25 protein-coding genes are annotated in these 25,318 nt (G+C 44.8%); 7 read left to right on the top strand and 18 right to left on the bottom strand.

Going from position 1 to position 25,318, the window contains the following annotated elements; genetic code table 11:
- Positions 1-70: 70 nt before the first annotated feature.
- Positions 71-406 carry a YtrH family sporulation protein gene (locus tag ACKA06_RS12115; protein ID WP_032087358.1) on the top strand — a complete coding sequence of 112 codons (336 nt, stop codon included), beginning with the start codon at positions 71-73 and terminating at the stop codon, positions 404-406.
- Positions 403-906, top strand: coding sequence for a sporulation membrane protein YtrI (ytrI, locus tag ACKA06_RS12110; RefSeq protein WP_411159760.1), 504 nt, complete (start codon positions 403-405; stop codon positions 904-906). Before ACKA06_RS12115 ends, ytrI begins: the two co-directional genes overlap by 4 nt.
- Positions 907-1,404: 498 nt before the next feature.
- Here ytrI and ACKA06_RS12105 read toward each other — a convergent pair whose 3' ends face one another.
- Complete coding sequence (locus ACKA06_RS12105; protein WP_411159759.1) at positions 1,405-2,343, bottom strand: DHH family phosphoesterase; 939 nt, start codon at positions 2,341-2,343, stop codon at positions 1,405-1,407.
- Positions 2,344-2,436: 93 nt separating this feature from the next.
- Between ACKA06_RS12105 and ACKA06_RS12100 the strand changes: the two genes are divergently transcribed.
- A complete protein-coding gene (locus ACKA06_RS12100; RefSeq protein ID WP_032087355.1) occupies positions 2,437-2,742 on the top strand; it encodes a YtpI family protein in 306 nt (101 codons plus the stop codon).
- A 47-nt stretch (positions 2,743-2,789) separates the two neighbouring features.
- Here ACKA06_RS12100 and ACKA06_RS12095 read toward each other — a convergent pair whose 3' ends face one another.
- From ACKA06_RS12095 to ald, 4 genes are all read right to left on the bottom strand, one after another.
- Positions 2,790-4,106 (bottom strand): CBS domain-containing protein, encoded by a 1,317-nt coding sequence (locus tag ACKA06_RS12095; RefSeq protein WP_032087354.1) that lies wholly within the window; start codon positions 4,104-4,106, stop codon positions 2,790-2,792.
- Positions 4,107-4,214: 108 nt separating this feature from the next.
- The gene (locus tag ACKA06_RS12090; protein ID WP_052011494.1) at positions 4,215-4,466 is read right to left on the bottom strand and encodes a hypothetical protein; all 252 of its coding nucleotides are present in this window, start codon (positions 4,464-4,466) and stop codon (positions 4,215-4,217) included.
- Between the two features lie 116 nt (positions 4,467-4,582).
- Complete coding sequence (locus tag ACKA06_RS12085; protein WP_032087352.1) at positions 4,583-5,263, bottom strand: metal-dependent hydrolase; 681 nt, start codon at positions 5,261-5,263, stop codon at positions 4,583-4,585.
- Between the two features lie 564 nt (positions 5,264-5,827).
- On the bottom strand, positions 5,828-6,946 hold the full coding sequence (gene ald / locus ACKA06_RS12080) for an alanine dehydrogenase (protein WP_032087351.1): 1,119 nt from the start codon (positions 6,944-6,946) through the stop codon (positions 5,828-5,830).
- A gap of 463 nt (positions 6,947-7,409) precedes the next feature.
- Between ald and ACKA06_RS12075 the strand changes: the two genes are divergently transcribed.
- A complete protein-coding gene (locus ACKA06_RS12075) occupies positions 7,410-8,753 on the top strand; it encodes a purine-cytosine permease family protein (protein ID WP_411159758.1) in 1,344 nt (447 codons plus the stop codon).
- A 43-nt stretch (positions 8,754-8,796) separates the two neighbouring features.
- On the opposite strand, the gene ACKA06_RS12070 is transcribed toward ACKA06_RS12075, so the two are convergent.
- Positions 8,797-8,952, bottom strand: coding sequence for a hypothetical protein (locus tag ACKA06_RS12070; protein ID WP_169792803.1), 156 nt, complete (start codon positions 8,950-8,952; stop codon positions 8,797-8,799).
- 106 nt (positions 8,953-9,058) lie between these two features.
- Between ACKA06_RS12070 and ACKA06_RS12065 the strand changes: the two genes are divergently transcribed.
- Positions 9,059-9,511 carry a universal stress protein gene (locus ACKA06_RS12065; protein WP_032087349.1) on the top strand — a complete coding sequence of 151 codons (453 nt, stop codon included), beginning with the start codon at positions 9,059-9,061 and terminating at the stop codon, positions 9,509-9,511.
- 35 nt (positions 9,512-9,546) lie between these two features.
- On the opposite strand, the gene argH is transcribed toward ACKA06_RS12065, so the two are convergent.
- Both argH and ACKA06_RS12055 read right to left on the bottom strand, forming a co-directional pair.
- On the bottom strand, positions 9,547-10,941 hold the full coding sequence (gene argH / locus ACKA06_RS12060; protein WP_032087348.1) for an argininosuccinate lyase: 1,395 nt from the start codon (positions 10,939-10,941) through the stop codon (positions 9,547-9,549).
- The gene (locus ACKA06_RS12055) at positions 10,938-12,152 is read right to left on the bottom strand and encodes an argininosuccinate synthase (RefSeq protein ID WP_064564505.1); all 1,215 of its coding nucleotides are present in this window, start codon (positions 12,150-12,152) and stop codon (positions 10,938-10,940) included. Before ACKA06_RS12055 ends, argH begins: the two co-directional genes overlap by 4 nt.
- A gap of 251 nt (positions 12,153-12,403) precedes the next feature.
- Between ACKA06_RS12055 and ACKA06_RS12050 the strand changes: the two genes are divergently transcribed.
- Positions 12,404-12,709 carry a hypothetical protein gene (locus ACKA06_RS12050; protein ID WP_064564712.1) on the top strand — a complete coding sequence of 102 codons (306 nt, stop codon included), beginning with the start codon at positions 12,404-12,406 and terminating at the stop codon, positions 12,707-12,709.
- Between the two features lie 557 nt (positions 12,710-13,266).
- Here ACKA06_RS12050 and ACKA06_RS12045 read toward each other — a convergent pair.
- The 8 genes from ACKA06_RS12045 to sppA form a co-directional block, all read right to left on the bottom strand.
- On the bottom strand, positions 13,267-14,103 hold the full coding sequence (locus ACKA06_RS12045; protein WP_411159757.1) for an EcsC family protein: 837 nt from the start codon (positions 14,101-14,103) through the stop codon (positions 13,267-13,269).
- Positions 14,104-14,263: 160 nt separating this feature from the next.
- On the bottom strand, positions 14,264-15,457 hold the full coding sequence (locus ACKA06_RS12040) for an acetate kinase (RefSeq protein WP_032087345.1): 1,194 nt from the start codon (positions 15,455-15,457) through the stop codon (positions 14,264-14,266).
- Between the two features lie 785 nt (positions 15,458-16,242).
- The gene (locus tag ACKA06_RS12035) at positions 16,243-17,226 is read right to left on the bottom strand and encodes a class I SAM-dependent methyltransferase (RefSeq protein ID WP_032087464.1); all 984 of its coding nucleotides are present in this window, start codon (positions 17,224-17,226) and stop codon (positions 16,243-16,245) included.
- A gap of 130 nt (positions 17,227-17,356) precedes the next feature.
- On the bottom strand, positions 17,357-17,857 hold the full coding sequence (tpx, locus tag ACKA06_RS12030) for a thiol peroxidase (RefSeq protein WP_032087344.1): 501 nt from the start codon (positions 17,855-17,857) through the stop codon (positions 17,357-17,359).
- Between the two features lie 319 nt (positions 17,858-18,176).
- The gene (ytfJ, locus tag ACKA06_RS12025; RefSeq protein WP_411159756.1) at positions 18,177-18,653 is read right to left on the bottom strand and encodes a GerW family sporulation protein; all 477 of its coding nucleotides are present in this window, start codon (positions 18,651-18,653) and stop codon (positions 18,177-18,179) included.
- Between the two features lie 15 nt (positions 18,654-18,668).
- On the bottom strand, positions 18,669-19,391 hold the full coding sequence (locus tag ACKA06_RS12020) for a DUF2953 domain-containing protein (protein WP_411159755.1): 723 nt from the start codon (positions 19,389-19,391) through the stop codon (positions 18,669-18,671).
- Between the two features lie 132 nt (positions 19,392-19,523).
- Complete coding sequence (locus tag ACKA06_RS12015) at positions 19,524-19,997, bottom strand: RDD family protein (protein WP_032087462.1); 474 nt, start codon at positions 19,995-19,997, stop codon at positions 19,524-19,526.
- 98 nt (positions 19,998-20,095) lie between these two features.
- Entirely contained in the window at positions 20,096-21,106 is a 1,011-nt protein-coding gene (gene sppA / locus ACKA06_RS12010) for a signal peptide peptidase SppA (protein WP_032087342.1), read from the bottom strand.
- A gap of 152 nt (positions 21,107-21,258) precedes the next feature.
- Here sppA and ACKA06_RS12005 point away from each other — a divergent pair, with 152 nt between their 5' ends.
- Entirely contained in the window at positions 21,259-22,059 is an 801-nt protein-coding gene (locus ACKA06_RS12005; RefSeq protein ID WP_411159754.1) for an NAD kinase, read from the top strand.
- A gap of 46 nt (positions 22,060-22,105) precedes the next feature.
- On the opposite strand, the gene rarD is transcribed toward ACKA06_RS12005, so the two are convergent.
- Positions 22,106-23,023, bottom strand: a complete 918-nt coding sequence (gene rarD / locus ACKA06_RS12000) for an EamA family transporter RarD (RefSeq protein ID WP_411159753.1) — start codon at positions 23,021-23,023, stop codon at positions 22,106-22,108.
- 77 nt (positions 23,024-23,100) lie between these two features.
- Complete coding sequence (locus ACKA06_RS11995; protein WP_411159752.1) at positions 23,101-24,693, bottom strand: amidohydrolase; 1,593 nt, start codon at positions 24,691-24,693, stop codon at positions 23,101-23,103.
- Positions 24,694-25,318: the final 625 nt, after the last annotated feature.

Below are 25,318 nucleotides of genomic sequence, written 5' to 3'. Positions count from 1 at the left end.
CCCTCATATCCTGTCCATGAAACCCATATAGTTATCGTAAGAGAAGAATTGCTCATATGGAGATGATGAAATGGCTGAAGCCTTTTTTCCTGAATTATTCAAGAGTTTCTTTATTGCTTTCGGTGTGATATTGGGTGGATCCCTGATGGGCGGGCTCGCTTCCTTCGCAATGGGGCAGCCGCTGTTCATCGAGATGTGGCGCCTTTCAAATTTTTTGCGTATCTGGGCAATCATAGCAGCAATCGGGGGAACGTTCGACACGGTATACAGCTTTGAGAAAGGATTTCTGAATGGAGAAACGAAAGAGCTGTTCAAACAGTTCCTGTTGATTCTATCTGCCTTGGGAGGAGCGAATACAGGTGCCATGATCATTTCATGGCTGACTCAGGAGCATATTTCATCATGAGGATCCCCCCATTTTACAAACTTCCTTCCTGGCAGCGCTTTTTCTCCGGTATGGTGGTGGGGGGCATCGTCAGCTGGATCATCTTCATTTATATGTTCGGGGTCATGCATGAAAATCAGACCAAATTGATAGAAGAACAGAAAAATGAGATAAGCAAATATAAAAACACCCTCTCCTATCTGCAGGAAGAATACAAGCAGCTCAATGAAAAAAATGAAAATCAGCTGACCATCCAGGAAGTGAAAATTAAGCTGATCAATCCGACCAAAACAAAAGTCGAGCTCCTCAGCATCCATGAAACCGAGGACAGGCTAAGCGGGGATCTGCGCAGCCTGATCAATAAGGACCTTGAAACCGCTTATGGAACCCGTGATTTGATTAAGAAGATCATCGAAAATAAAACCGTGGAGTTAAATGACAAGTCGTTCACCTTTAAAGTGCGTGAGATTTATTTCTGGACAACCACGCAGATCACATTGGAGCTTGAGTATGAAGAATAGAAAAGGTGGAAAGTCCATTTGTTTGTTAAAGTAAACCAACAATGAAGCATACTGCTTAGATGATCCCCTTTTGGCGGTAAATTTATAAGCGGAGAAATTCCGTCTAAGGCGGGTGGAGGAGGGTTAAAACTCTGTAATAAGGGTAGAAGTTCCGCTTAACTGCTCAATATGGAACAATATTTAACGGAAATTTTACTATAAGCGGAAAATCTCCGGTTATTACTGGTAAAATAGCGGCATTTTTCGATTTAAACGGAATTCTTCCGCTAATTTTCAAACGCCAGGGTACCGGCTCTCATTGTTCAATAAAAGGGTGCTAATCTTTAATAAAGAATGATGATAAAAAAGGCTCGAAGCATAATTTGCTCCGAGCTTTTACACTTGCTAATTTCACTGCTAAAGTGTCTGCTAATTCCAACTGAAAAGCACTGCTAATTCAAATTTTGCACTTCAAAACCGAACTCGTTACGTTGATAAGGAGCTTTTACTACACATATCTTAATGACCCCGGCAAGCCTCACGTAAATCCCGCAGTACATCTTCTTTCTCTTCCCATGAATAGATGGAAGCGCCTGCTGCGAGCGAATGCCCTCCGCCGTTGTATTTCTTTGCAATGGTGTTGATGACAGGACCCTTTGAACGGAGGCGGACACGGATCTGATCATCCTCTTCGATAAAGAAGACCCATGCTTTGATCCCCTTCACATTCCCTAATGAGCTCACCAATAAGGATGCCTCTGAAGGAACGACATCATGCTGCTCGAGAATGTCCTTGGACATGACCATCTGGGCACAGCCGTCTTCATCCATTTCAAAATTCTGAAGCACAAAGCCTTGCAGCTTCAAGACATTCGAATCAACTTCATACATCTTATTGAACAGGTCGTTCCTGTCAAAATCAAACCGGATCAGTTCTCCCGCGATATCGAACGTTTTCTGGGTCGTGCTCGGGTAAAGGAATCTTCCCGTATCGCCTACGATGCCGGCAAACAGAAGGCGCGCGGCATGATCAGGAAGTACAAGCCCTTTATCCTTTCCGAATTGATAGAATTCATAAATCATTTCACTGACGGAACTGGCAGACGTGTCGATCCATAAATGATCGCCATAGGCATCTTCGTTTGGATGATGATCGATTTTCACCAGCTTTTCCCCCAGCTTGTAGCGGCTGTCACAGATCCGTTCTTCATTGGCAGTGTCACAGACAATGATGAGCGCACCTTCGAAGACTTCATCTTCAATCGGATCAAGGCGGTTCAGATAATGCAGGGTTTCTTCTTCCAGCCCGACAGCATATATATTTTTATCAGGGAAGGAAGCTTTCAACATTTCGGCAAGGCCTCCCTGGGAACCGTAGGCATCGGGATCGGGACGTACATGCCTGTGGATGATGATGGTTTCATATTCTTTGATTAAATCAAGGATCTGTTCTTTCATAAGGATCTCCTTTTTCACGAAATTTTCATTTGGCAATCTGTATTCTTACCTGTAAAATAGTAGCGAGAAAGCCAGCACTGGAGGATAAGAATTATGTATTTTCTCGCTTTTTTCATTACATTAGCATTTGCTTTTTATATTTTCTATAAAATTAAGCAAGTCAGAAGCAACCGGCCGATGGAGAAGAAATGGCTGTCTGCAAAAGCAAGCATGGCTCTTGGCTTGTTCGTTACTTTATTCGGGGTCAATCAGCTTGTCTTATTCCCTGGTACGGTCACGTATATCGTTGGGGCCCTGTTCATCCTGATCGGACTTGGAAGCATCTGGGCAGGATATAAATATTACAGACACGTACTCCCGTATGCAGAGCGGGAAGCAAAGGAACTGAACGGAAATTGATTTTAGTCGGCAAGACCGGGATGGGTATCCCGGTCTTTTCGTTTGTCTTAATGCCGGTCAATCAGCTGACAGATCATGAGCGATTTACCTACCAGGACTCCTTCGCTGTATACTTCAACATCCACCTTACCGAACTTCCGCCCCACATCAAGCACCTTCGGATGGATCTCAAGCATACTTTCCATCTGGACCGGCTTGATAAAGTAGATGGTCATGTTCTCTACAACAAGATCTCCTTTTTTATAAGGCTTCAACACCCGGTTTGCAGCTTCTGTCATAAGCGTCGTAAAGACGCCGTATGACATGGTCCCGAGCCCCGTCGTCATTTGCGGGGTGACGGCAAAGTGGTAAATTTCCTTGTCCCCTTTTTTCTCCCCTGCTTCGACTCCGTTGCTGATCAGGTCATCGATCGTTTCCCCCACCTGCGGCTGCCTTTGGATCATTTGCAGCGCCTTCAGGACGTCCTGACGCGATATGATTCCCTGCAGTCTGTTCTGTTCATTTACAACCGGCAGGACCTCGATGCCTTCCCAAATCATCATGTGGGCGGCGGAAGCAACGCTTGTCTTCTTGCTGACCGTAATCGGGTGCCTGGTCATGATCTTATCGAGACCGATATGTTTTTCCTGCCCCATGACATCCTTGGACGTCACCATCCCATGCACTTTCAGGTTTTGATCGACGACCGGGAACCTGCTGTGGAACGTATATTGATTTTTTTCATACCAATCTTCAAGTGTATCATTAATATGTAAATATGCGGTATTGTCCACTTTGGTCAAAATATCTTCCACGAGGACAACTTCTTTTTTGATCAGCTGATCATAGATTGCCCGGTTGATCATGGCCGCAACCGTAAACGTATCATAGGACGTGGATATGATCGGGAGTTCTAGCTCATCGGCAAGCTTTTTCACATCATCTTCAGCGTCAAAGCCGCCCGTGATCAGGACGGCTGCCCCGGCTCTCAAAGCCTGTTCATGCGCCCTTGTCCGGTTTCCGACAATCAGCAGGTTTCCAGCTTCGGTATAACGCATCATCGCCTCAAGCTTCATCGCACCGATGACGAATTTATTGAGCATCTTATGAAGGCCTGTCCTTCCCCCAAGAACCTGCCCATCAATGATGTTCACGACTTCGGCATAGGTCAGTTTTTCGATGTTTTCTTTCTTCTTCTGTTCGATCCTGATTGTTCCGACACGTTCGATCGTACTGACATAGCCTTTTATTTCAGCATCCTTGATCGCTCTGTAAGCTGTTCCTTCACTGACACTCAGTGCCTTTGCGATCTGGCGGACGGATATTTTCTCTCCGACGGGGAGGGAATCTATGTATTCGAGAATTTGTTCATGTTTGGTTGCCAAGCTTTTCACCCTTCTTTTTTACGTCCTGCTTAGTTTCATTATAATGTGAAAAGCTTGGGGTTTCAATTTTATCAAGGGTTTAACGGCATTTTAGTTAATGCGTCATGCTTACCCGAAGGAACGCAGTCTCCTTTTTCGGGAATCCGATATCTTCCCTTTTCCCCTTTTTGAAGCTTTGGCAGGGCTGAAAAGCAGGGCAGCCAGATTACCGGCTATTACAAAAGTTGCGAGTACGAGCCACCCGATGGCGAAGATCCCCTCGAGTCCGCCGGCTTCGATGGATAATCGCGGAGCTGCATAATACAACAGCGCACCCGTCAGCAGCAGGCAAAGTATATATCGTTGTTTTTTCACAGTCATCCTCCTCTCTATGCTTGTTTCATTTATATGCAGGAGCAGGACGGGATATTGTTAAAAATTAAAAAAGAGAGCGATGCACAGGCCGGATCAGCCTCTATACATCACTCTCTTATTCATCAGTATTCGATTACGTCCCCGGCAGACATCACTTGTCCCTCACAGCCATCCAGCATTTCGACGAACTTATGAGGGTCCTGTTTGATTGGCGGGAAGGTATTGTAATGAACAGGGACGACCTTTTTCGGCTTCAGGAAACGTGCAGCCTCAGCCGCATCCTCCGGCCCCATTGTGAAATTATCCCCGATCGGCAGGAATGCCAGGTCAATCGGATGCCTCTCCCCAATCAGTTTCATATCTGAGAATAAACCGGTATCACCTGCATGATAGATTGTTTTTCCTTCAATGAACAACAGAAGGCCGGCCGGCATGCCCATATAGATGATTTCATTTCCGTCTGTAATGAGCCCTGAACCGTGGAACGCCTGGGTGAACTTCACTTTTCCAAAATCAAACTCATATGCGCCCCCGACGTGCATCGGATGCGTTTTGACCAGCTGCCAACTGAGGTAAGTCGCGAGTTCGTGATTGGCTATCACGAGAGAGTCATTTTTCTTTGCAAGTTCAACCGTATCTCCCACGTGGTCATTATGGCCGTGTGTCAGGATGATCACGTCCGGTTGTTCATCTTCTGCTTTGAGATCCGTCAGTTCATTTCCATTGATGAATGGATCGATCAGGATCGTTTTGCCATTTGTTTCGATTTTCACTACTGAATGTCCATGATAAGATACTTTCATTCTAACTCCTCCTGAGACTTTATTGTATATAGATTGATATACCCGGATTTTTATGGTTTTAAAAGTTGAATTACTAAACTGGTTGTTATTTGAATAACTTAGACCGTTCCCTTACGCTGCAGGCACAAGATTCCCCGGGGATGAAGTTGAGCTCCTCGGCAAGCCTGGAAGAAAAGCGGAGGGGCTTTGAAGAGGCGGGTGACATAAGACGTATTGACTTCGAAGGCCTTCTTGGTCGATTTGACTTATGACATGTGCCTCTAAGCCCCGCAGCTGGACAAGTCTCACATTGGCCACTTCTCACGGAGGAGTCTTCGTCTTGCACTCCAATCACCTGTTAGAACGATTTAAATATATAAATTAGTTATGATCTATAATTACCAAGTTTATTAAATGGTGGGTATACAAGCTGTAGTTTTTCATCCGTAAACTTAATGATGTTCTATTTTTATAAACCAGAGTGTATTGGAGCGGAAAAGAATGGTCTACTGTAAAAAAGAACAAAAACCAATTCAGAAAACAAAAACCGGCCCAGAAATATTGTCTGCGGCCGGCTTTGGTGTATTAGAGTTGTTCAAGTTGTGTTCTTGTGTTTGAGTAGTCAAGTCCGTGTGCTTCAGCAACGGCTTGATAGGTTACATAACCATTCAGTGTGTTGACCCCTTTAAGCAGGGCTTCATTGTCCAGGCATGCTTGCTTGTAACCTTTTGATGCGATTTGGATCGCATAAGGAACCGTCACGTTTGTCAATGCAATCGTGGATGTACGCGGTACAGCTCCTGGCATATTTGCAACGGCATAGTGGACTACACCATGTTTTTCGTAAGTAGGATCATCATGAGTCGTGATCCTGTCTGTCGTTTCAAAGATACCGCCTTGATCGATTGCGATATCGACCACGACTGATCCAGGAGTCATTGACTTGATCATGTCTTCTGTTACCAGTTTAGGTGCTTTCGCTCCCGGGATCAGGACGGCACCGATAACAAGATCTGCTTCTTTTACAGCTTGTTCGATATTTAATGGGTTGGACATCAGCGTAGTAACATCGCTTCCGAAGATATCATCGAGCTGGCGCAGACGGTCGGGATTCAAATCAAGGATGGTGACGTTAGCTCCAAGTCCGACAGCCATTTTAGCAGCATTCGTTCCGGCAACCCCTCCGCCGATGATCGTTACCTTACTGCGGCGCACACCCGGCACTCCAGATAGAAGAACCCCTTTTCCGCCATGGATCTTCTCAAGGAACTGGGCACCGATCTGAGTCGCCATGCGTCCAGCCACTTCACTCATAGGAGTCAGAAGCGGAAGCGAGCGGTTCACTTCGACTGTTTCGTAAGCAATCGCTACGACTTTATTGTCGATTAGTGCCTTTGTAAGTTCAGGTTCCGGTGCAAGATGTAAATATGTAAATAAAATCAGCCCTTCACGGAAATAAGAATATTCGCTTGGAAGCGGCTCCTTTACCTTCATGACCATATCCATCGACCATGCTTCCGATGCAGTGCTTACGATTTGTCCGCCTGCAGCAGTGTAATCTTCATCTGTAAAGCCTGAACCCATCCCTGCTCCGGATTCGATAAACACCTCATGTCCGAATTGAACAAGGTTCACAACACCGGCAGGAGTCATCGCTACACGGTTTTCATTATTCTTGATTTCCATTGGCACACCAATACGCATATATGCCTACCTCCTTAATCCACAATTGCTCTTATTGAGCATCACTTCATAAATATAACATTTTCCTTATATAATAGCTAAGAGAATTTCGCTTCTCTGTAAGCACTTACATTTTAACAAATAAATTATAAAATTTCTCTATTTTAAATCAAAATTATAAATGTTTATTTCTTCTCTTTTTTGCAAAAATTCTTTAAAATATATAACGTTGTTAATTACCGCTTATGCCATCAGTGGAAGACTTGGCTTTCCGTTTGGGGTTGGTGACAATTCTTACATGTCCAGCTGCAAGGTTAAGAGACACATCTCATAAGACTCTGGGCAAAGCCCTTCCGCTTTTTGATAGAAGGATTCTTCTCCCACTGCAACATAACGCTGGAACAGTCAATCATACCAACAAGCTTATAATTAAGTTCAGCTTTATAATATGTTAAAAAGCAAAATACATACAAAGGAGACTTCTATGGTAAAACAACCTGTGATTGAAAAGCTTGGTCTGGAGCCGGTTCCGGCAGAACAGAAGACAACAACGTGGAAGGAATATTTCATCATTCAGCTTGCGTTTTCGGTCAATGCGGGAAACTTTCTTGTTCCTGCACTGGCGGTTACTGAGGGCGGATTGTCCTTCGTCGCTGCATTCACCTGTACCGTATTGGGCGCGCTTGCAGCGTTTCTGTTTGTTTCACTTCTTTCGCTGCCCGGATCAAGACACGGGCTGCCCGCTCAATATGTGCTGAGAACCTTGATCGGTACGAAACTTTCCATGAGGATCGCTTCTCCCATCCGGTCACTGACATCTCTTTACTGGTTCAGTGTTCAAACCATCGGCGGAACATATGTCCTTTTGTCCAGCGTGGAAAAGCTTACAGGTATGTCACTGCCATTCATCCCGATTGCCGCAGGGCTGGCCCTCATCATGACTCTTCTTGCACTGGTCGGGTTCCATGCGGTTAAAAAAGCGGTCAAATACTTCATTCCGGTCCTGGTAATCGGTCAGCTTGTCATACTTTATCTATTTATCAAAGAAGGTCTTGCTGCCGGCGATATGACTCCATTAACAACAGGCACCAAAGATGCTGAGGCAGGTGCATTCTTTTTTTATTCGAGCCTTGTATTTGTTCAATATGTATCTGGTGTCAGTGCTTCTTCTGATATTACACGCTACAGTAAAAGCAGTGCCCACGGTTTTTGGGGATTGTACGGCGGAAATGTGGCCGGTTTCATGATGACTGCTTTGCTTGGCGGATTGAGTGCGAGCCTGTTCAATGATTTGAATCCATTTGTCGCGGCAAGTGAACTCACCTCGTCACTCATACTGTTAGTGATTATCATCCTGTGTGCAATGGTTTCAATGATCTCGATCAACCTCAGTAATGCCTATACCGGGGGCTACAGCCTCCTTAATGCCCTTCCTGCGCTGTCACGGATTCAAAGTGCTGCTGTTTTCGGGGCAGCAGGCATTCTATTAAGCTGCATCCCGTCGCTCGTTTCACATGCACAAGGCTACATATCACTCCTTGGCATACTGGTCATTCCCATTTCGGCGATTGTGGTTTCTGATTATCTGCTCGTGAAAAAAGGAACATTAACCGAAAAATCTCTTTTCGGGCTCCTTAACGGAACATCAACCTATAACAAAGAAGCTTTATGGGTGCTTCTCATCGGAATGTTATTTTATATTTTGATACCGGAAACCTATTCACCCGGTTTCCTTTCCTTTATCCTTACATCCGCCCTTTATGCGGCAGCGAAACGCATGTCGTTATTCAAGAGGAATTCACCCTTTTTTGAAAAGAAACTTGGATAGAAAAATGGCTGGCCACAAACGTGAACCAGCCATTTTTAAACGCTTATTGCTCTTGTTCCCCATGATCTTCATAGGTATTGTAGTATCCGTTTTCCGTATCGATAACACCGCTCGTGTACGAATTCATGATTTGCTGGCTTACTTCCATGCTTCCCTGATCTTCGTACGTAAACTGTTCTTTAGGATCTTTCTTCTTCATCGTAATTCCCCCTGTTGATCAGATATTTTCTTCTATATTGTTCGATTTTCCGTCACGGGCTATAAGTGGGAAAATATAGTATGATAAAGATAAGGAGGGGATAACAATGAGTTTGAAGTATCAGAACATATTAGTAGCCGTCGATGGATCCAAAGAAGCTGAATGGGCTTTCCAGAAGGCGATTGCCATCGCAAAGCGTAATGATGCAACACTTTCCATGATTCACGTGATCGATACGCGTTCATTTGCCGCAATCGAGTCATATGACCGTACTGTCGGTGAGCGGGCGATCCGTTATGCCGAGGAGCTTCTCGAGGAATATAAAAAAGAAGCAGCCGGCAAAGGCGTTACAAAGGTAAATACGTATGTTGAATATGGTTCTCCTAAAGTGATCATCCCCAGAGAAGCGAACAAGAACATTGAAGCAGACCTGATCATATGCGGTGCCACCGGATTGAATGCAGTGGAACGTTTTCTGATTGGAAGCGTCTCAGAGCATATCACCCGGGCTGCTCATTGCGATGTCCTTGTTGTACGGACAGAAGAAAAAGAAGAGTAAATAAAGAGAGGCGGATTTCCGCCTCTCTTTATTTATTATTTAGTTGCCGCTTCTTTTGATTTTAAAAGCGATTTCCCTTTATCTATTTGGGTTTTCACCTGTTGGAATCCTGTGCCGCCGTAAGAATTCCGTCTCTCAACCGCAGCATAAGGTTCCAGGATGGAGTAGATATCTTCCTCGATGAGAGGTGAGTGCTGCTGGTACTCTTCGAGCGGGACATCTTTCAAATAATATCCTTCCCCGATGCAATGGAGGACAAGCTTGCCGACGATTTCATGAGCCTGTCTGAAAGGGACGCCTTTGGCTGCCAGGTAATCAGCGAGTTCAGTCGCATTTGAAAAGTCATTCGACACAGCTTCTTTCATTCTCTTCTGTTTGACTGTCATCGTACGGACCATCCCATTGAAGATCTTCAATGAACCGACCACGGTTTTGACCGTATCGAACATCCCTTCTTTGTCTTCCTGCATGTCTTTGTTATAGGCAAGTGGCAGCCCTTTTAGGACTGTCAGTAAGGAAATGAGGTTGCCGTTGACTCTTCCCGTCTTCCCCCTGACCAATTCAGCCATGTCCGGATTCTTTTTCTGGGGCATGATGCTGCTTCCCGTTGTAAAGCTGTCATCCAGTTCAATGAATTGGAATTCTTCGGTTGACCAGAGGATGAACTCTTCAGCCAGCCGGGAGAGATGCGTCATCAATATCGATCCATTGCTCAAGAATTCAACGATGAAATCGCGGTCGCTGACTGCATCAAGACTGTTTTCATAATATGAACCGAAACCGAGCAGTTCAGCCGAATATGCCCGGTCGATGGGAAATGTCGTACCGGCGAGCGCACCGGCACCAAGCGGTGAAAGATCAATTCTCTTAAGTGAATCTTCCAATCGCTCTTTATCACGCTGAAGCATCCAGAAATAACACATTAAATGATGGGCGAACGAAATCGGCTGTGCGCGCTGGAGATGCGTATAACCGGGTATGATCGTTTCCACGTTTTTTTCGGATTGAAGGATGATCCCTTCCTGCAGTTCATCAATCAGTTCAATGATTTCCTGCACCCTGCGCTTTAAAAATAAATGCATATCGGTGGCAATCTGATCATTCCTGCTTCTCCCAGTATGCAGTTTACCCCCGACTTCGCCGATTTCATCAATTAATAGTTTTTCAAGGTTCAAGTGGATATCCTCATACTCCACTGAAAAATCCAATTCCTGTTTCAATGCCTTGTCATACAGCGTGTGAAGCCCCTGAAGGATTTGATCTGCTTCTTTCACAGACAGGATGCTGCATTTTTTCAGCATGGTCACATGGGCGATACTGCCTTCTATATCCTCAAAGACCAATTGCTGGTCGAATGAAATGGATGCATTGAATTCATCCACCCACTCTTCCGGTTTTTTTGTGAATCGTCCGCCCCACAGCTTACTCATAGAGTCACTTTCTCCTTTTTCTCAGAGCTGTTGATGGCAGAGGAAACCTTTGTCGGCAGTCCCCAAAGCTTGATGAAACCAACCGCAGCATCATGATCGAATTCATCCGCTTTTGTATACGTAGCCAGATTTTCATCATACAGTGAGTTCGGGGATTTTCTTCCCTCCACGATGGCATGACCCTTGAAAAGTTTCACACGTACCACTCCATTGACATACACTTGAGTCTGATCAAGGAATGCTTTTAATGCCTGGTTTAACGGTGAGAACCAGAGGCCTTCATATATCAACTCAGTCATTTTCTTTTCGATGACCGGCTTAAAATGTGCGAGTTCCTTCACAAGCGTTAAATCTTCAAGTTCCTTATGTGCCTTCAGGAGAGTGACAGCGCCCGGGCATTCATACACTTCACGCGATTTGATTCCGATCAAACGGTTCTCCACGTGGTCGATGCGCCCTACCCCGTGTTTACCTGCAATAAGATTCAACTCAGAAATCAATTGATCCAGCGGTTTCTCCTGTCCATTCAATTCAACCGGTACACCCTGTTTAAATGTAATTTCCACCACATCTGCTGTATCCGGTGCTTCTTCGATGCTGCTGGTAAGATCATAAGCATCTTCCGGCGGAGCCGTCCAAGGATTTTCTAAGACACCGCATTCATTGCTTCTTCCCCACAAGTTCTGATCGATGGAGTAAGGAGAGTCGAGATTGATCGGAATTGGAATCCCTTTATCTTTGGCATATTCGATTTCTTCTTCGCGTGACCATTTCCATTCACGGACAGGAGCGATCACCTCAAGCTCCGGATTCAAAGCCCCAATGGAAACTTCAAATCGCACCTGGTCATTCCCTTTTCCCGTACATCCGTGTGCGACGGCAGAAGCCCCCTCTTTTTCAGCCACTTCGACAAGTTTACTTGCAATCAAAGGTCTTGAAAGCGCTGAAACGAGCGGATATTTACCTTCATATAACGCATGGCTTTGCAGCGCAGTCAGCGCATAATCCTTCGCAAATTCTTCCTTCGCATCGATCACATAACTTTTCGATGCACCGACCGTCAACGCCTTTTCTTTTACAAAATCAAGGTCTTTCCCTTCACCGACATCCAGACAGCAGGCGATGACCTCGTATCCTTTTTCCTTCAGCCACTGTACTGCCACTGACGTATCCAAACCACCTGAATAAGCTAAAACCACTTTTTTGTTCAATCGTATTCCCTCCAGTTGTTGTTTATATAAATTGAGTATTTGAAAGTAATTAATGAATATTTATTCTTTTGAATGAATTTATATTAACAACATCTCTTCTATATTTCAATACTTATTCATAAATTTGTATAAATATTTTATGAGCCATATTCTGAATCAGCAGTATGAATGGATTCGCAGGGGGAATTGATGTAGGATTTAATTAACGATATTAACACGGAAAAGGAGAACGCAGGAGTTATATGAGTACAATAAGCAGTCACTTTTCATACAATACACGTTTGAAAATAAATCTGCCCTGCCTGTCAAAGGAGTGGGGCATGTATCCGTCTCATGAGAAGGAAGCCATCCTTCTCGAGTGGGAAAGAATTAGAGGAGCCATTCCTGACCGGATCGGGGAGATTGATGAGGAAATTGAAGAGCTGCAGTCCCGCCTCGGCCAGGAAGAGGACTTTGCGGAATCTTGCAGGCTGAACAGCGAAATATCAGAGAAAGCATCGCAGATCAATGATCTGTGGATATGGTATCGTAAATCACCGGAAATGAATGAGGAATAGTACACGCTTTATGTCCGGGCTGAAGATGCCGATTATTGAGGGATGATGCCTGAGGGTATGAGTACTGTCTTTTTTTAATATTTTTTCACGTTTTTTATGATTTTATTGTTTGTTTTTGGATAAAGGTGACAGGTGAAAATTAAATTCCTTTATGAACTGTATAACTTTTCGGCTCACGTCATTTTTAATGAGGGTATTTTTTGATGGTCGGTTAATTTATTATCGAAAATTAACTTTTTATTATCGGAACTGAAAGAATTATTATCGAATTCCTTGAATTTATTATCGGAACTGAAAGAATTATTATCGAATTCCTTGAATTTATTATCGAAAAATCAAATATTTTTATTGAGTCTATCGTTTTATTATCAATAAGATGAAGTGCTAATCAAAAGTACATTCTTATTAGCAATCTACTCTTGGTTCAAAAAACAACGCAGCATTATAAAAAAAAGCCGTGACAAAAATTTTTTTAGTCAAAGTAAAATCCGAACTATTATTATGAATTCTAGGATTCATTATAGTTCGGATTTTTCGCTTTTGCCAAAAAATGCATTTTATTGATTCTTCTTCAAGCGCAGGTAACGATACTGATAATATTTCTCTGCAAAATCAGTGATTTTACGGGAAAGCTGATAGTTCGCACCTGCACCGACCGCTATACTGACAAGCGGAAGACCCGACCACTTCTTCCCTTTGAACATGGTGATCGCAAGGGCTTTGAATGCCTGCTTCATCGGTCCCTCGAGCCACGTATAATCGGTCAGCTGTTCCGATCCGTCATAGAAATAATTCGAATCCTTCTTGTTCAAATCCTCCATGAGATCTTCCCAGGCCAGTGCCCGGAGTCGTGATGGAAGGGTGGAGGCATGGAACACTTTCAATGCTGTCATCATTTCAAACGGCGTCTGGACATCAAATCCGTAGGTGATCGCAATCAGCTGCACCGACCTTAGATTGATCACGGCCATTGCAGGCAGATCCGAACCAAGAGCCACAAGTCCGCCTGTACCTGTGAATCCGCCTTGGAACAATGAATAAATGCGGTGCCGTCCTGCATGCTGCTCGGCGATATAATGAAGCTGATCAATTGTGAGGTACTGAAGATCTTCAATCGTCTCAATATCCTGGTTGAATGCCCTGGCCGTTACCAGGATGCGTTCCCTTGCATCATTTTGCATCTGCGATCCCTGGATAAGGGAATGCATGTGGAACAGCCAGCCGTCCAAACGCTGAAAAAATTGTTCCTGGACATCCTGGGGGATGGATTCAAAAGCGTAATCCAGCCACTTTACATATGTATGCTCCAAATCATTCGCTTCATATTCATACAAGCCTTCTTTCCACGATTTGATTGACTGCCAAACTTGTTTATCCCGATCGGACCAGCTCATGACTTCCACTCCTTACAGTTACGAAATTAGTATAAGTATATCATACAACTTCTGTCCCCGATAAAAATGTAAAGTGAATTTTCTGTAATTTTATCTTCTATTATATAACTGCAAAAAAACAGGACCGTCAATATGGAGGTCCTGTTTGATTCAGCCTATATTAAATGTTTCCTTTTTCAACAACGTCACGGGCGATCATGACTTCTTCGTTAGTCGGGATGACCATGACTTTTACCGGTGAGTGCGGGTAGTTGATGAAAGTTTCTTCACCGCGCACGTTATTGCGTGCAGGATCCCAGTATACACCCATGAATTCAAGGCCTTGAAGTACTTTTTCACGGACAAGGGTGCTGTTTTCACCGATGCCGGCAGTGAATACGATCGCATCTACCCCGTACATGCGTGAAGCGTAGGAACCGATATATTTATGAATGCGGTTCGCGAATACTTCGAGGGCAAGCTCTGCACGTTCATTTCCTTCAGAGGCCTGCTGCTCAATATCACGAAGGTCGCTTGAGAATCCGGATACACCAAGCATTCCTGATTTTTTATTCAGGATATTCAACACTTCTTCCGCTGTTGAACCTGTTTTTTCCATAATGAATGGAATCAATGCCGGGTCGATGTTCCCTGAACGGGTACCCATCGCTACACCTGCAAGTGGTGTGAAGCCCATGGACGTATCGATTGATTTTCCGCCTTCGATGGCAGCGATACTCGCACCATTACCAAGGTGGCAGGAAATCAGGCGCACCTGCTCCTTCGGACGGCCAAGCATTTCAGCGGCTCTCTCAGATACGTATTTATGTGAAGTACCGTGGAATCCGTATTTACGGATGCCGAAATCTTCATAATACTCATAAGGGAGGCTGTATAAGAATGAGCTTTCAGGCATGGACTGGTGGAAAGCCGTATCAAATACCGCTACTGCAGGTACATTCGGAAGCACATTCTTGAATGCTTTGATACCTGTCAGGTTCGCAGGATTATGAAGCGGAGCAAGATCTGACAGTTCACCGATCTTTTCAATTACTTCATCCGTGATGAGGACAGACTCGTTAAAGACTTCCCCTCCGTGTACGACACGGTGTCCGATTCCCTGGATTTCATCAAGAGAACCGATGATGCCAAAGCCGGTCAGCTTGTCCAATAACATTTTGACCGCTACTTCGTGATCAGGGATATCCGTTACTTCCTCTTTCTTTTCACCGTTCACTGATATGTTGAAAACCGCATTGTCCAAGCCAATACGCTCAATAAGTCCTTTAGTGATAACTGTTTCTTCAGGCATATCGAAAAGCTGAAACTTCAAAGATGAGCTTCCAGCATTGATCGCAATGATTTTGTTTGCCACGATGTATCGCTCCTTTTAATTTAGGATCTTGATTATCTATATTGTGTTCATAGAATCACTTTTTATCTCTCAGTTTCTCATTTAATCACTGTCCACTCCCTATTTCAAGAAAAAGCTTGAAATGACATCGTTTTCATGTTAAATTAAATATTTTCACAAAATTCCAAATGGATTCACTCTTTTTTTACCGCATAAAGGAATGAATTAAACTTTTCAACATTTGCTAGTTCTTTACGTTACATGCACAAGAATCCCCGGGGAACAGGCCGAGCCATTTAAGTCTCGCTTCTGAACAGAGGGATTCTTTCGTCAAGCTTGTACTTTAATAGTCTCGTTATGGCTCTATTTAAGAATGGGGTCGGGCTCCTGTAGTGGATTATTGTTCCGGAAATCAGAATTGCGTCACTTTCCGGATTATTGCGCCGGAATCTTGATTTTTGCGCCGCCGCAGGGACAGCAGTCTGTATCCTGAACCCGATCAACGATTTTCAGGAAGCAAAATGACGATTCTGCCCTTCAATCGTATAATTGCACCCTTCAGGATCACGATTACACCCTTCATCGACACTATTCTACCCTTCAACAAATTAATTCTCCCTCTCAAAAAATTAATTGCACCCTACATGTCGAAAAATCTTCATCCTGCCTGCTCCCCAGGCCGCTCACCCAAACGCTGGGGGGTCTCCACATTTCCTCTGTCTCCCATCGAATTCAAGTGCCGCCCCCTCCAATCATTGAAAAAGTAAAAGAGACTGCCCTAATCAAGAACAGTCTCCAATCAAGCATTATTTATTTTCAACCAGCCACTGATCAATCTTGCCAAGGATATCTTCTAATGCACGCTGATTTGAGAGGCTTGGAAGATTCGCGAGCAGGACTTCTTTCGGCGCTTTCAAACCTTCTTTCTTCTTTTGAAGAATCAGGATGCTTTTGGCCGAGTTCTTATTTTTAAAGAGTGAAAGAGGCAGCTGCAGGAAGCCCTGTATGTTCACTTTTTCTTTTAAAAATAAATGAAGCTGGCTGCTGAGCGGTGATTCGAACAGTGCATTCGGGACGATGAAGAACAGGTAGCCGCCTTCTTTCGTATGCTTCAGGCTTTGTTCGATGAATAAATGATGTGCGTAGGAATGCCCTTCTTCCGCTTTCAATTCATAATCGCCGGCTCTGATATCGTTCGGATAGTATCCAACAGGAAGATCGCTGAGAACGATATCTACCGGGTCGATGAAAAGAGGCTCCAAGGCGTCCTGATTGAACAGCTGCAGAGGGTGCTTTTGAAGATTGGCCCCTACATAGGCCAACTTGATCAGCACTTCATCGATTTCCACCCCAATGGAGTCGGATTCAACGTGTGGCATCTGATTCAACACAGTTGTCAGGAGATTCCCTGTACCGATCGCCGGGTCCAGCACAGTCAGCTTTTCGCTGCCCTGAGTGAATTTATTGACGAGAAAGCTGATAAACAACCCGAGGGAATCCGGGGTCATCTGATGATTTGGCTGAACGTTTTCCTTCATACCCTTGAGGATGGCAAACTGAAAGGCTTTGCGGATATCCTCATTTTCAAAGCTTCCGATCTTGATTTCTTCATATTTTTTATGTAGACGTTTTTTTGTCAGTTCGCTTACTTCATCTTGAAGGATCTCGCCTTGAAAAAGGTTTTCCCCTGTTTCGGCCACGGCTTCCAGATAGCTGCATGCGAGCTCTTCCTTAAGAAGCTGTGACGTTTCATCGATGATCGCGAAAAGAGATTCGACTGGCGAATTCATCATATCATTCATTCCTTTACCAACGTTTTCTGTCCTCTATTTTACCCGCCGCCGGGCAGTTTGTAAAAACAACAATGCTGACCATACAGCGAAGGCAGGTCAGCATGTCCCTTTTCTCTAGTGAGTTGTATTATTTCGCATTCTTCACTGCTTCTACTGCAGCATCGTAATCCGGGTGATTGGTTGCTTCACTCACATATTCCACATAAGTGACTTCATCATTGCTGTCGACCACGAATACGGCACGTGCAAGCAAACGCAATTCCTGGATGTGAACGCCGTATGCTTCACCGAATGAAAGGTCGCGGTGATCAGAAAGCGTCTGGACATTTTCAATACCGTTCGCTCCGCACCAGCGCTTTTGCGCGAAAGGAAGGTCGACTGAAACAGTCAATACTTCAACGTTATCAAATTTCGTTGCTTCTTCGTTGAATTTTCTTGTTTGTGCATCACAAACACCAGTATCAATTGAAGGAACGACACTGATCAAACGAACCTTACCCTTTGAATCATTCAGAGTCACTTCTGATAAATCATTTGCAAGTACGGTGAAATCAGGTGCTTTGTCCCCGACTTTCACTTCGCTGCCAAGCAGTGTTACAGGGTTGTTCTTAAATGTAATGTTTGCCATTATTTGTTCCTCCTCTATGATTAGTATGTACAGTTTCATAGTACAGAAAATCGGATGTGCAACGCAACTGATAAGGGTCGAGATGTTAAAATGCCACAGTTGATTTCAGTGCAAGACTTCGTTTTCCGCCGGCGGTCGTTGAGCCTCCGCGTCGCTAAAGCTCCTGCGGGGTCTCACCTGGCCCGCTTCTCCCGCAGGAGTCTTCGACTTGCACCCTAATCAACTGCTGGTACACCTTCATACGCCATCCATCGAGACGATTATGGTTCTATCAAAAAAGAGCTGACAACAGAGTCAGCCCCCTTAAGAAATTGTTCTTTTAGAAATCCATATTCTGTTTTGATCCGTTTCCTTGTTGGCCGCTTCCCTGGTCGTTCTTTTTCATCATGCCCTGGATTTTTTCGATTGCACCCGGGGCAAGGTCGAGCAGACGGTCCAAGAGGTGTGTGCTTTCGTCCAGATGAAGCATTTTGATGCCTCTTGAGCTGACGATCAGGAATGCGATCGGTGTGATGGAGACCCCGCCGCCGCTACCTCCGCCAAACGGCTGCTTCTTCGAAGACCCTTCACCGTTGCTGCCGCCTTTTCCTCCTTCAGAATCACCTTTTTTGCTTTTGCCGTCGATGTTAAATTCACTTCCGCCTGCAGCAAACCCAAAGCCTACTTTTGAAACCGTCAGGATCACGCTGCCGTCCGGTGTTTCCACAGGATCGCCAATGATTGTATTTACATCGATCATCTCTTTTAAATTTTCCATTGCAGTGGTCATGAGACCTTCAATCGGATGTTCAGACATGTCTAGTCCTCCTCGCTAAACTGATTGTTGTTCTTCTTCTGAGAGACCGGAAAGAGACAACGCCTTGAAGTCCGGTTTGCCGCCTCTCCAGTACCGAAGTATCTTGAAACCTACTAGGATAGCATTCCCTATCCGAAACTGGATAATACATGAAAAGTGAGTCTGGATGATGGCTTTCTGGAAGGATGGAATCACTTCGACCGATGGGGGTGACTGAAGCCTCATATATCCGCTGATGATGCCGATGATGCTTCCTTTCAAGCCCCATATCGCCCCTGTCATCGTCCCTGTGGAAGCAGCATCACCGGTTCCGAATAAGGTCTTCCAATGGATATGATCGATTTTCACTTTTTTCAAAAAAGTGCGGATGATCTTATGAAACCCTTTTACATGGGTAAGGATTTCTTTCGTATCATGCAGGCTGTTGATAAAATCTTTCGGAGAAATCTTCTTTTTAGATTCTTTTTCACTCGAGGGCGCTTTTTCCTTCCCCCTCATTTTTTTCTCTTCGACCACGACATTGGGACCGTCGTCATCAAGTTTGACCAGCGGAACGTCGATCGTGTATCTCAGCAACCCGAACCAAGCCCGGAGTTTCACCTTGAAATGATCATTGTCATTACCGTGGTATAAAGAAAGGGTGATCGTTAATTTCGTTATGATAATAAGAATAATGATGATAACTAATAATGCAGATAGAATGAGTAATGCCCATACCCAACCATTCAATTTTTTCACAACCCTTCAACTTTTCAGTATGTACGTTGAAAGAAAAATTAAACGGTCTTCCCCTGATTATTTTTTTCCCTGAAAAATGAGTCGCTATTGGGCAATAAAAAAACCGCCCTATGAATAGAGCGGCACATTCACCTACACAGCCGGTGAGAATTCAAGTTTCTTTTTCTCCTGAACAACCGTTGTATCGGCAAACAAATCATGTATTCCCTGTTTCTTAGTGGTGAACGCCACCACGATATAAAGAATAAAAATGGTAGACGAAATGAAGCGGCCGATCAATTCCCTGAAGATGACAGTCCCCCATGTCGGACGGCTTCCCTTCAAGTCAATCACCTTGATTCCAAGTACCATTTTCCCGATCGTCTGACTGAAGAACTTTGTCATAAGGACAAAATAGCCGTAAAAGACGATAGCAGAAAGAATGGATATCGGCGCAAACATCGAACCTTCCACCAGTGAAACATCCAGGACTTTGAACACGGGTTTCACGATAAGCCGTGTGATGCTTCCGATGACGATGAGATCAATCAGGTAAGCCCACACCCTCAGCCAGAAACCTGCGAGAAAATATCCCCTTGTCTCTTTATATGGCGGAGGCGTCTGAATAACAGAGTGCTGCGAAGTCAATTCGTCATGTTTCTCTATGGTTTCCTCCTCGTGTACACGAGGTGCATCTTGATTTTCACTCACTTCATTCACCTTCCTTACTCAGAATATAGATACATCAATCTTGGGGCATTCGGCTTTGACAGAAGCTTCATCAATGCGGTTGCTTCAAAGTCCTTGCCGATCATCTTCTTGGCGCTCATGCTGAATAATTCTGAGAAAGGATCGCCGCTTGTATATTCAAATACCTCTGCGCCTTTCAGATTATGATCTTTCTTCATCGCAGCGATGACATCTTCAATGTATCCGAACTCATCAATCAAGTTGGCATCTTTCGCCTGCTGGCCGTCGTAGATTCTTCCATCTGCAATCTTTTTCACCTGTGCTTCAGACATGTCACGTCCGCTTGCGATGACATCCACAAAGCCTTCATACGAATTATTGATCATTGTTTGAAGGATCTTTCTTTCTTCTTCTGTCATTTTCCTTGTCGGACTCATGATATCTTTATACGGACCGCTCTTGATCGTCACGAAATCAACACCATATTTCTCCGCAAGCTCGGAGTAATTGATGCTTTGCATGATCACTCCCAGTGAACCGGTCAATGTTTCCTTGCTTGCAAAGATCTTCGTTGCAGGTGCAGATATGTAATATCCTCCTGAAGCCGCCATGCTGCCCATCGAAACATAAACAGGTTTTTTCGATTTTTCTATGATCTCAACCAGCTTGGAATGGATTTGAGCGCTTTCTACCACTCCTCCGCCTGGTGAATTCACTTTAAGGATGATCCCTTTTACCGAATCATCTTCCTGGACGGCATCCAGCTTTTCCATGAACTGTTCATGATTATAGCCGGGACTCTGGAACATGGAAGCTGCATCCCCGGTATCCTGGATGACCCCATTCACCTCAAGCACCGCGATTCTCTTCTGCATGTTTCCATCCTCAATGATTTCTTCCCCAAAAGCCTGCTCGGTGCCGCCAAGCACCTCATCAAACGCCTTATTGAAATCCCCTGTCAATGCTGAAGTGGCGAAATTCACCACAACGGAGACAAAGAACAGACCTGCTGCAATCGCCAGGGCAATCCATCTTTTCGCATTCATAAGTATATTCCTCCCTTGTTTATCCTATCTTATGTAAGGATATGAATATCATTCTCATGGCAAATCATGATAGAATATTCACAAAGTTATTTTAGCAGACTTTTGATGGAATGGGAAAAATTATCCTACTAAATTTTGGGAGGTACATAGAAATGAACAATCGCAGGAATATTTATTTTTACGTATTAAAAGATAAAGCCATCCAGCCCAAGCTCGACAAACTATATGATTTGGCAAACCGTTATGATTTCAACATCGTACAGTCCCATAAAGAAGCAAACATCATCGTGAGTGTAGGCGGTGACGGTACATTACTTCAGGCTGTCCGTAAAACAGGCTTCAGACAGGACTGCCTGTATGCAGGCATCTCGACAGGCGGTACTCTGAGCATGTACTGCGATTTCCATATCGATGATACATCCAAGATGATCGATGCGATGACGAAAGAGCAAATTGAAGTAAGAAAATACCCAACCATTGAAGTCACGGTCGACGAGCAGACTTCTTTTCATTGCCTGAATGAATTCAGCATCAGATCCGGGATCATCAAGACGTTCGTAATGGATGTCTTCATTGATGATATCCACTTTGAAACATTCAGGGGGGACGGCATGATCATCGCCACTCCGACGGGCAGTACAGCGTATAATAAATCCGTCAGCGGAGCGGTCGTCGATCCGATGATCCCTTGTCTTCAGGTCAGTGAAATGGCTTCACTGAACAACAACCGGTACCGTACCCTTGGATCGTCCTTCATCCTCAGCGACAAACGCCGCCTGGAACTGAAAATCGTCCAGGATGGAAATGACTACCCAGCGATGGGGATGGACAATGAAGCCCTCAGCATCCAGCACGTTGAGAAAGTGGAAGCAAAATTAAGTGATAAAATCATTAAAACCGTAAAACTAAAGGACAACTCCTTCTGGGAGAAAGTAAAGCGTTCCTTCTTATAAACATAAAGTAAAAAAGCTCCGGCAAATGCCCGGAGCTTTTTCCCTGTCATGCAGAAAGCTTCGCTTCCCTTCTTCTTTTCCTCGCAAATCGGATACGGGAACCCGTAAAAACGGCCAGCGCGATCCAAATGAACATGAACGAGATCAGATGGGTCATGGAGAAGGTTTCACCATAGACCATGACACCGAGGATCAAGGTGATCGTCGGCGCGATATATTGCAGGAACCCGACCATATAAAGCGGGATCTGCTGCGCGCCCTTTGAGAAGAAAAGCAGCGGAATCGCCGTGGCCGCCCCCGCCCCCATCAAGAGAAGATCCGTCCCCCATGAGACGGTGAATAACGATGGTGTCCCATCCGCGTACAAATACCCCATATAGATAAGCGAAAGCGGTGCAATCGTCATCGTCTCCAAGGTCAGACCGATCGCAGAATCCACTTTGATCATCTTCTTGGCAAGGCCGTAAAGACCAAATGAGAAGGCGAGACCCATCGCGATCCAAGGGAAATCTCCATACGAGAACGTCAGGATCAACACACCTGCAGCCGCAAGGATAAATGAAACGATTTGCGCTTTTGACAAGCTTTCCTTTAAGATGAACACCCCTAACAGGACACTGACAAGAGGATTAATATAGTAACCCAGACTCGCTTCCACCATCTGATCCGTATTCACTGCCCAGATATAAATGAACCAGTTGGCACTGATCAAAAGAGAAGCAAGCAGTAAAGCAAGCAGCTGTTTTTTCTTGGTCAATGAAGTCTTTATGTAGGAAGTGAAAGCCTTCCATCTCTTCGTGAAAAATAAAAATAAAAGCATAAACCAGAAAGACCAAAAGATCCGGTTTGCCAGGATTTCGTCAGCTGATACATGGTTTAACCATTTCCAGTAAATCGGGAGTATTCCCCATAGAAAATAGGAAAAAGCTGTGTATATCATACCTGTCTGTTCATTCTGTTTCATAAAAAAACACCCCCAAAATTATTTCTGTTTCCGAAATAACTTCATTATATCGGGGAAACGTTTTGGGGGCAATCTTTTTATTCTTTTGCAAAGACGATTGTTTCGTCGATTATGGTCATGGAAACGATTTTTTCGAGCAATTCATCTGGATTGGACTCGAATGGATCTTTTTCAAGGACCGTAAAGTCTGCAGTAAAGCCTTCCTTGATCATCCCCCTGTCACTTTCATGGTGACAAGCATATGCGCTTCCTTTTGTGAAAAGCGAAATCGCTTCGTACATCGAGAGACGTTCTTCAGGAATATGAACGGTCTTTTCCGGATCCAAAGGATTTGTCCTTGTGACAGCGGCATGGATGCCCCATAAAGGATTGACGGGTTCGATCGGGGCGTCGGATCCGCCCGCACAGTGGACGCCTCTGTCGAGCAGAGTCTTCCAGGCATAATTGTATTTCATATTTTCTTTACCGAGCCTGTCGATCACCCATGGAAAATCAGAAGCGACAAAACGCGGCTGGATATCCAATATGAGGGGGAGACCTTTGATTTTTCCTATCAGTTGCTCCCTGAGAATCTGCGCATGGATCAATCGGTCACGCCTCGATTTTTCAGATGGGTGTACCGTGATGGCATCCACGACATTCTCGAATGCCTGATCACCGATCGTATGGACGGCAATCGGCAGCTCAAGGCTTCGTGCTTTTTCAACCAGCTGCAGGAGCTTTTCCTGAGAATGGATGCTGACACCTTTTGTATCCGGTTCGTCTGCATAAGGATAGCTGAGAAGGGCTGTCCTGCCTCCGAGGGCGCCATCGGCGAAGATTTTCATGGCTCCGAACTCGATGAATTCATTTCCTCCAAGGAATTGATGCCCTTCTTCATGCCAATCATCGATCACTGCATGATGGACAAGTAGATGCGCCCTGAATTTTTTATTGTTATGGTTGATCGTTTGTTTGAACGCATTGTACGTTTTGTTGAAATTTCCGTAATAGCTTAAATCTTCTGTATGTCCACCGACAAGGCCATTTTCCCAGCAACTCTCTATACCCTTTGACAGGGCTTCTTCCAGATAGTTTGATGATATGGGAGGAAGGGCTGCTGTCATGAGGTCCTGGGCTTTATCCTTTAATAGTCCGTTCAGGCTGCCATCCTCACCTTTTTCAATCAATCCTCCCTCAGGATCAGGGGTTTCCTCATCAATCTTTGCCTCTTTAAGCGCAAGGGAGTTGACCACCATGGCGTGGCGGCAGATCCTTTTTAACAGGACAGGGTGGTTCGGTACAGCGTCATCCAGTTCTTTCTTTGTAATGACTTCCGCTCCGGCCCAAAGATTTTCATTCCATCCTTCCCCGAAGATCCATTGTCCCTCGGGAAGCTTGCCTGCTTTTTCAGCTATGGCCTCCAGTACCTCTTCTTTGCTCGTCATCTGTGACAAGTCAAGGCGCAGGAGGGTCTCCCCATGGCCGATCAAGTGCATATGGCTGTCCACGAATCCGGGGAACATGACGCCATTCTTTAAGTCGATTGTTTCTTCTATTGTATATTTGTTCCTTAATTGTTCTGCCTGGCCCAAGTCTTTAATGAACCCGTTTTCTGTATAGACGGCTTCGACCATGTGGCCTTCCGACTGCATTGTATAGATTTTTCCGTTTGTCCATAATGTACCCATCTTGGAAGCTTCCTTTCTATTAAGGCTCCTGTTAAAATACCGCTGTTGATTTCCGTGCAATACTTCGCTTTCCGCGGGTGACCCGTGAGCCTCCTCGGCTTCGCCTGCGGGGTCTCACATTGGCCACTTCTCCCGCCGGAGTCTTCGTCTTGCACTCCAATCAACAGCTATATCCGGTTATACCAGAAATGCAGCGGAGCCTTCTACTAAAAAATTCTGTTTCAAATGTACCATATTATAGGAGGAATCGGGAAGTAGAAGGATTATAGAAAGTTTATTGAATGCCGGTTATGATTTCCGTGCAAGACTTCGCTTTCCGCGGGCGGACAGGGAGCCCCCTCAGAGAAGGGAACTGTCCAACTGCAGGTCTTATAGGCACATGTCATAAGCCAAACCGTCCAAGAAGGCAAAGAACGCCTTCGTGGACGGTTCGTCTTATGCCACCCGCCTCTGAGCAAAGCCCTTCCGCTTTTCGGTTAGGAGTCTTTGTCTTGCACTTCAATCAACTTTGGAACCAACTAGTATAGTTATCGTCGTCCTTCTACATTCAATCGAGTAGGAGGGGGTGACTAACCCCCGACCTCTCACACCACCGTACGTACGGTTCCGTATACGGCGGTTTCAT

Source organism: Rossellomorea oryzaecorticis (genome assembly GCF_045897515.1).
Classification (GTDB): Bacteria; Bacillota; Bacilli; order Bacillales; family Bacillaceae_B; genus Rossellomorea; species Rossellomorea enclensis.
The sequence above is the reverse complement of the archived record's forward strand: the minus strand, read 5'-3'. Positions and strand labels throughout refer to the sequence as shown.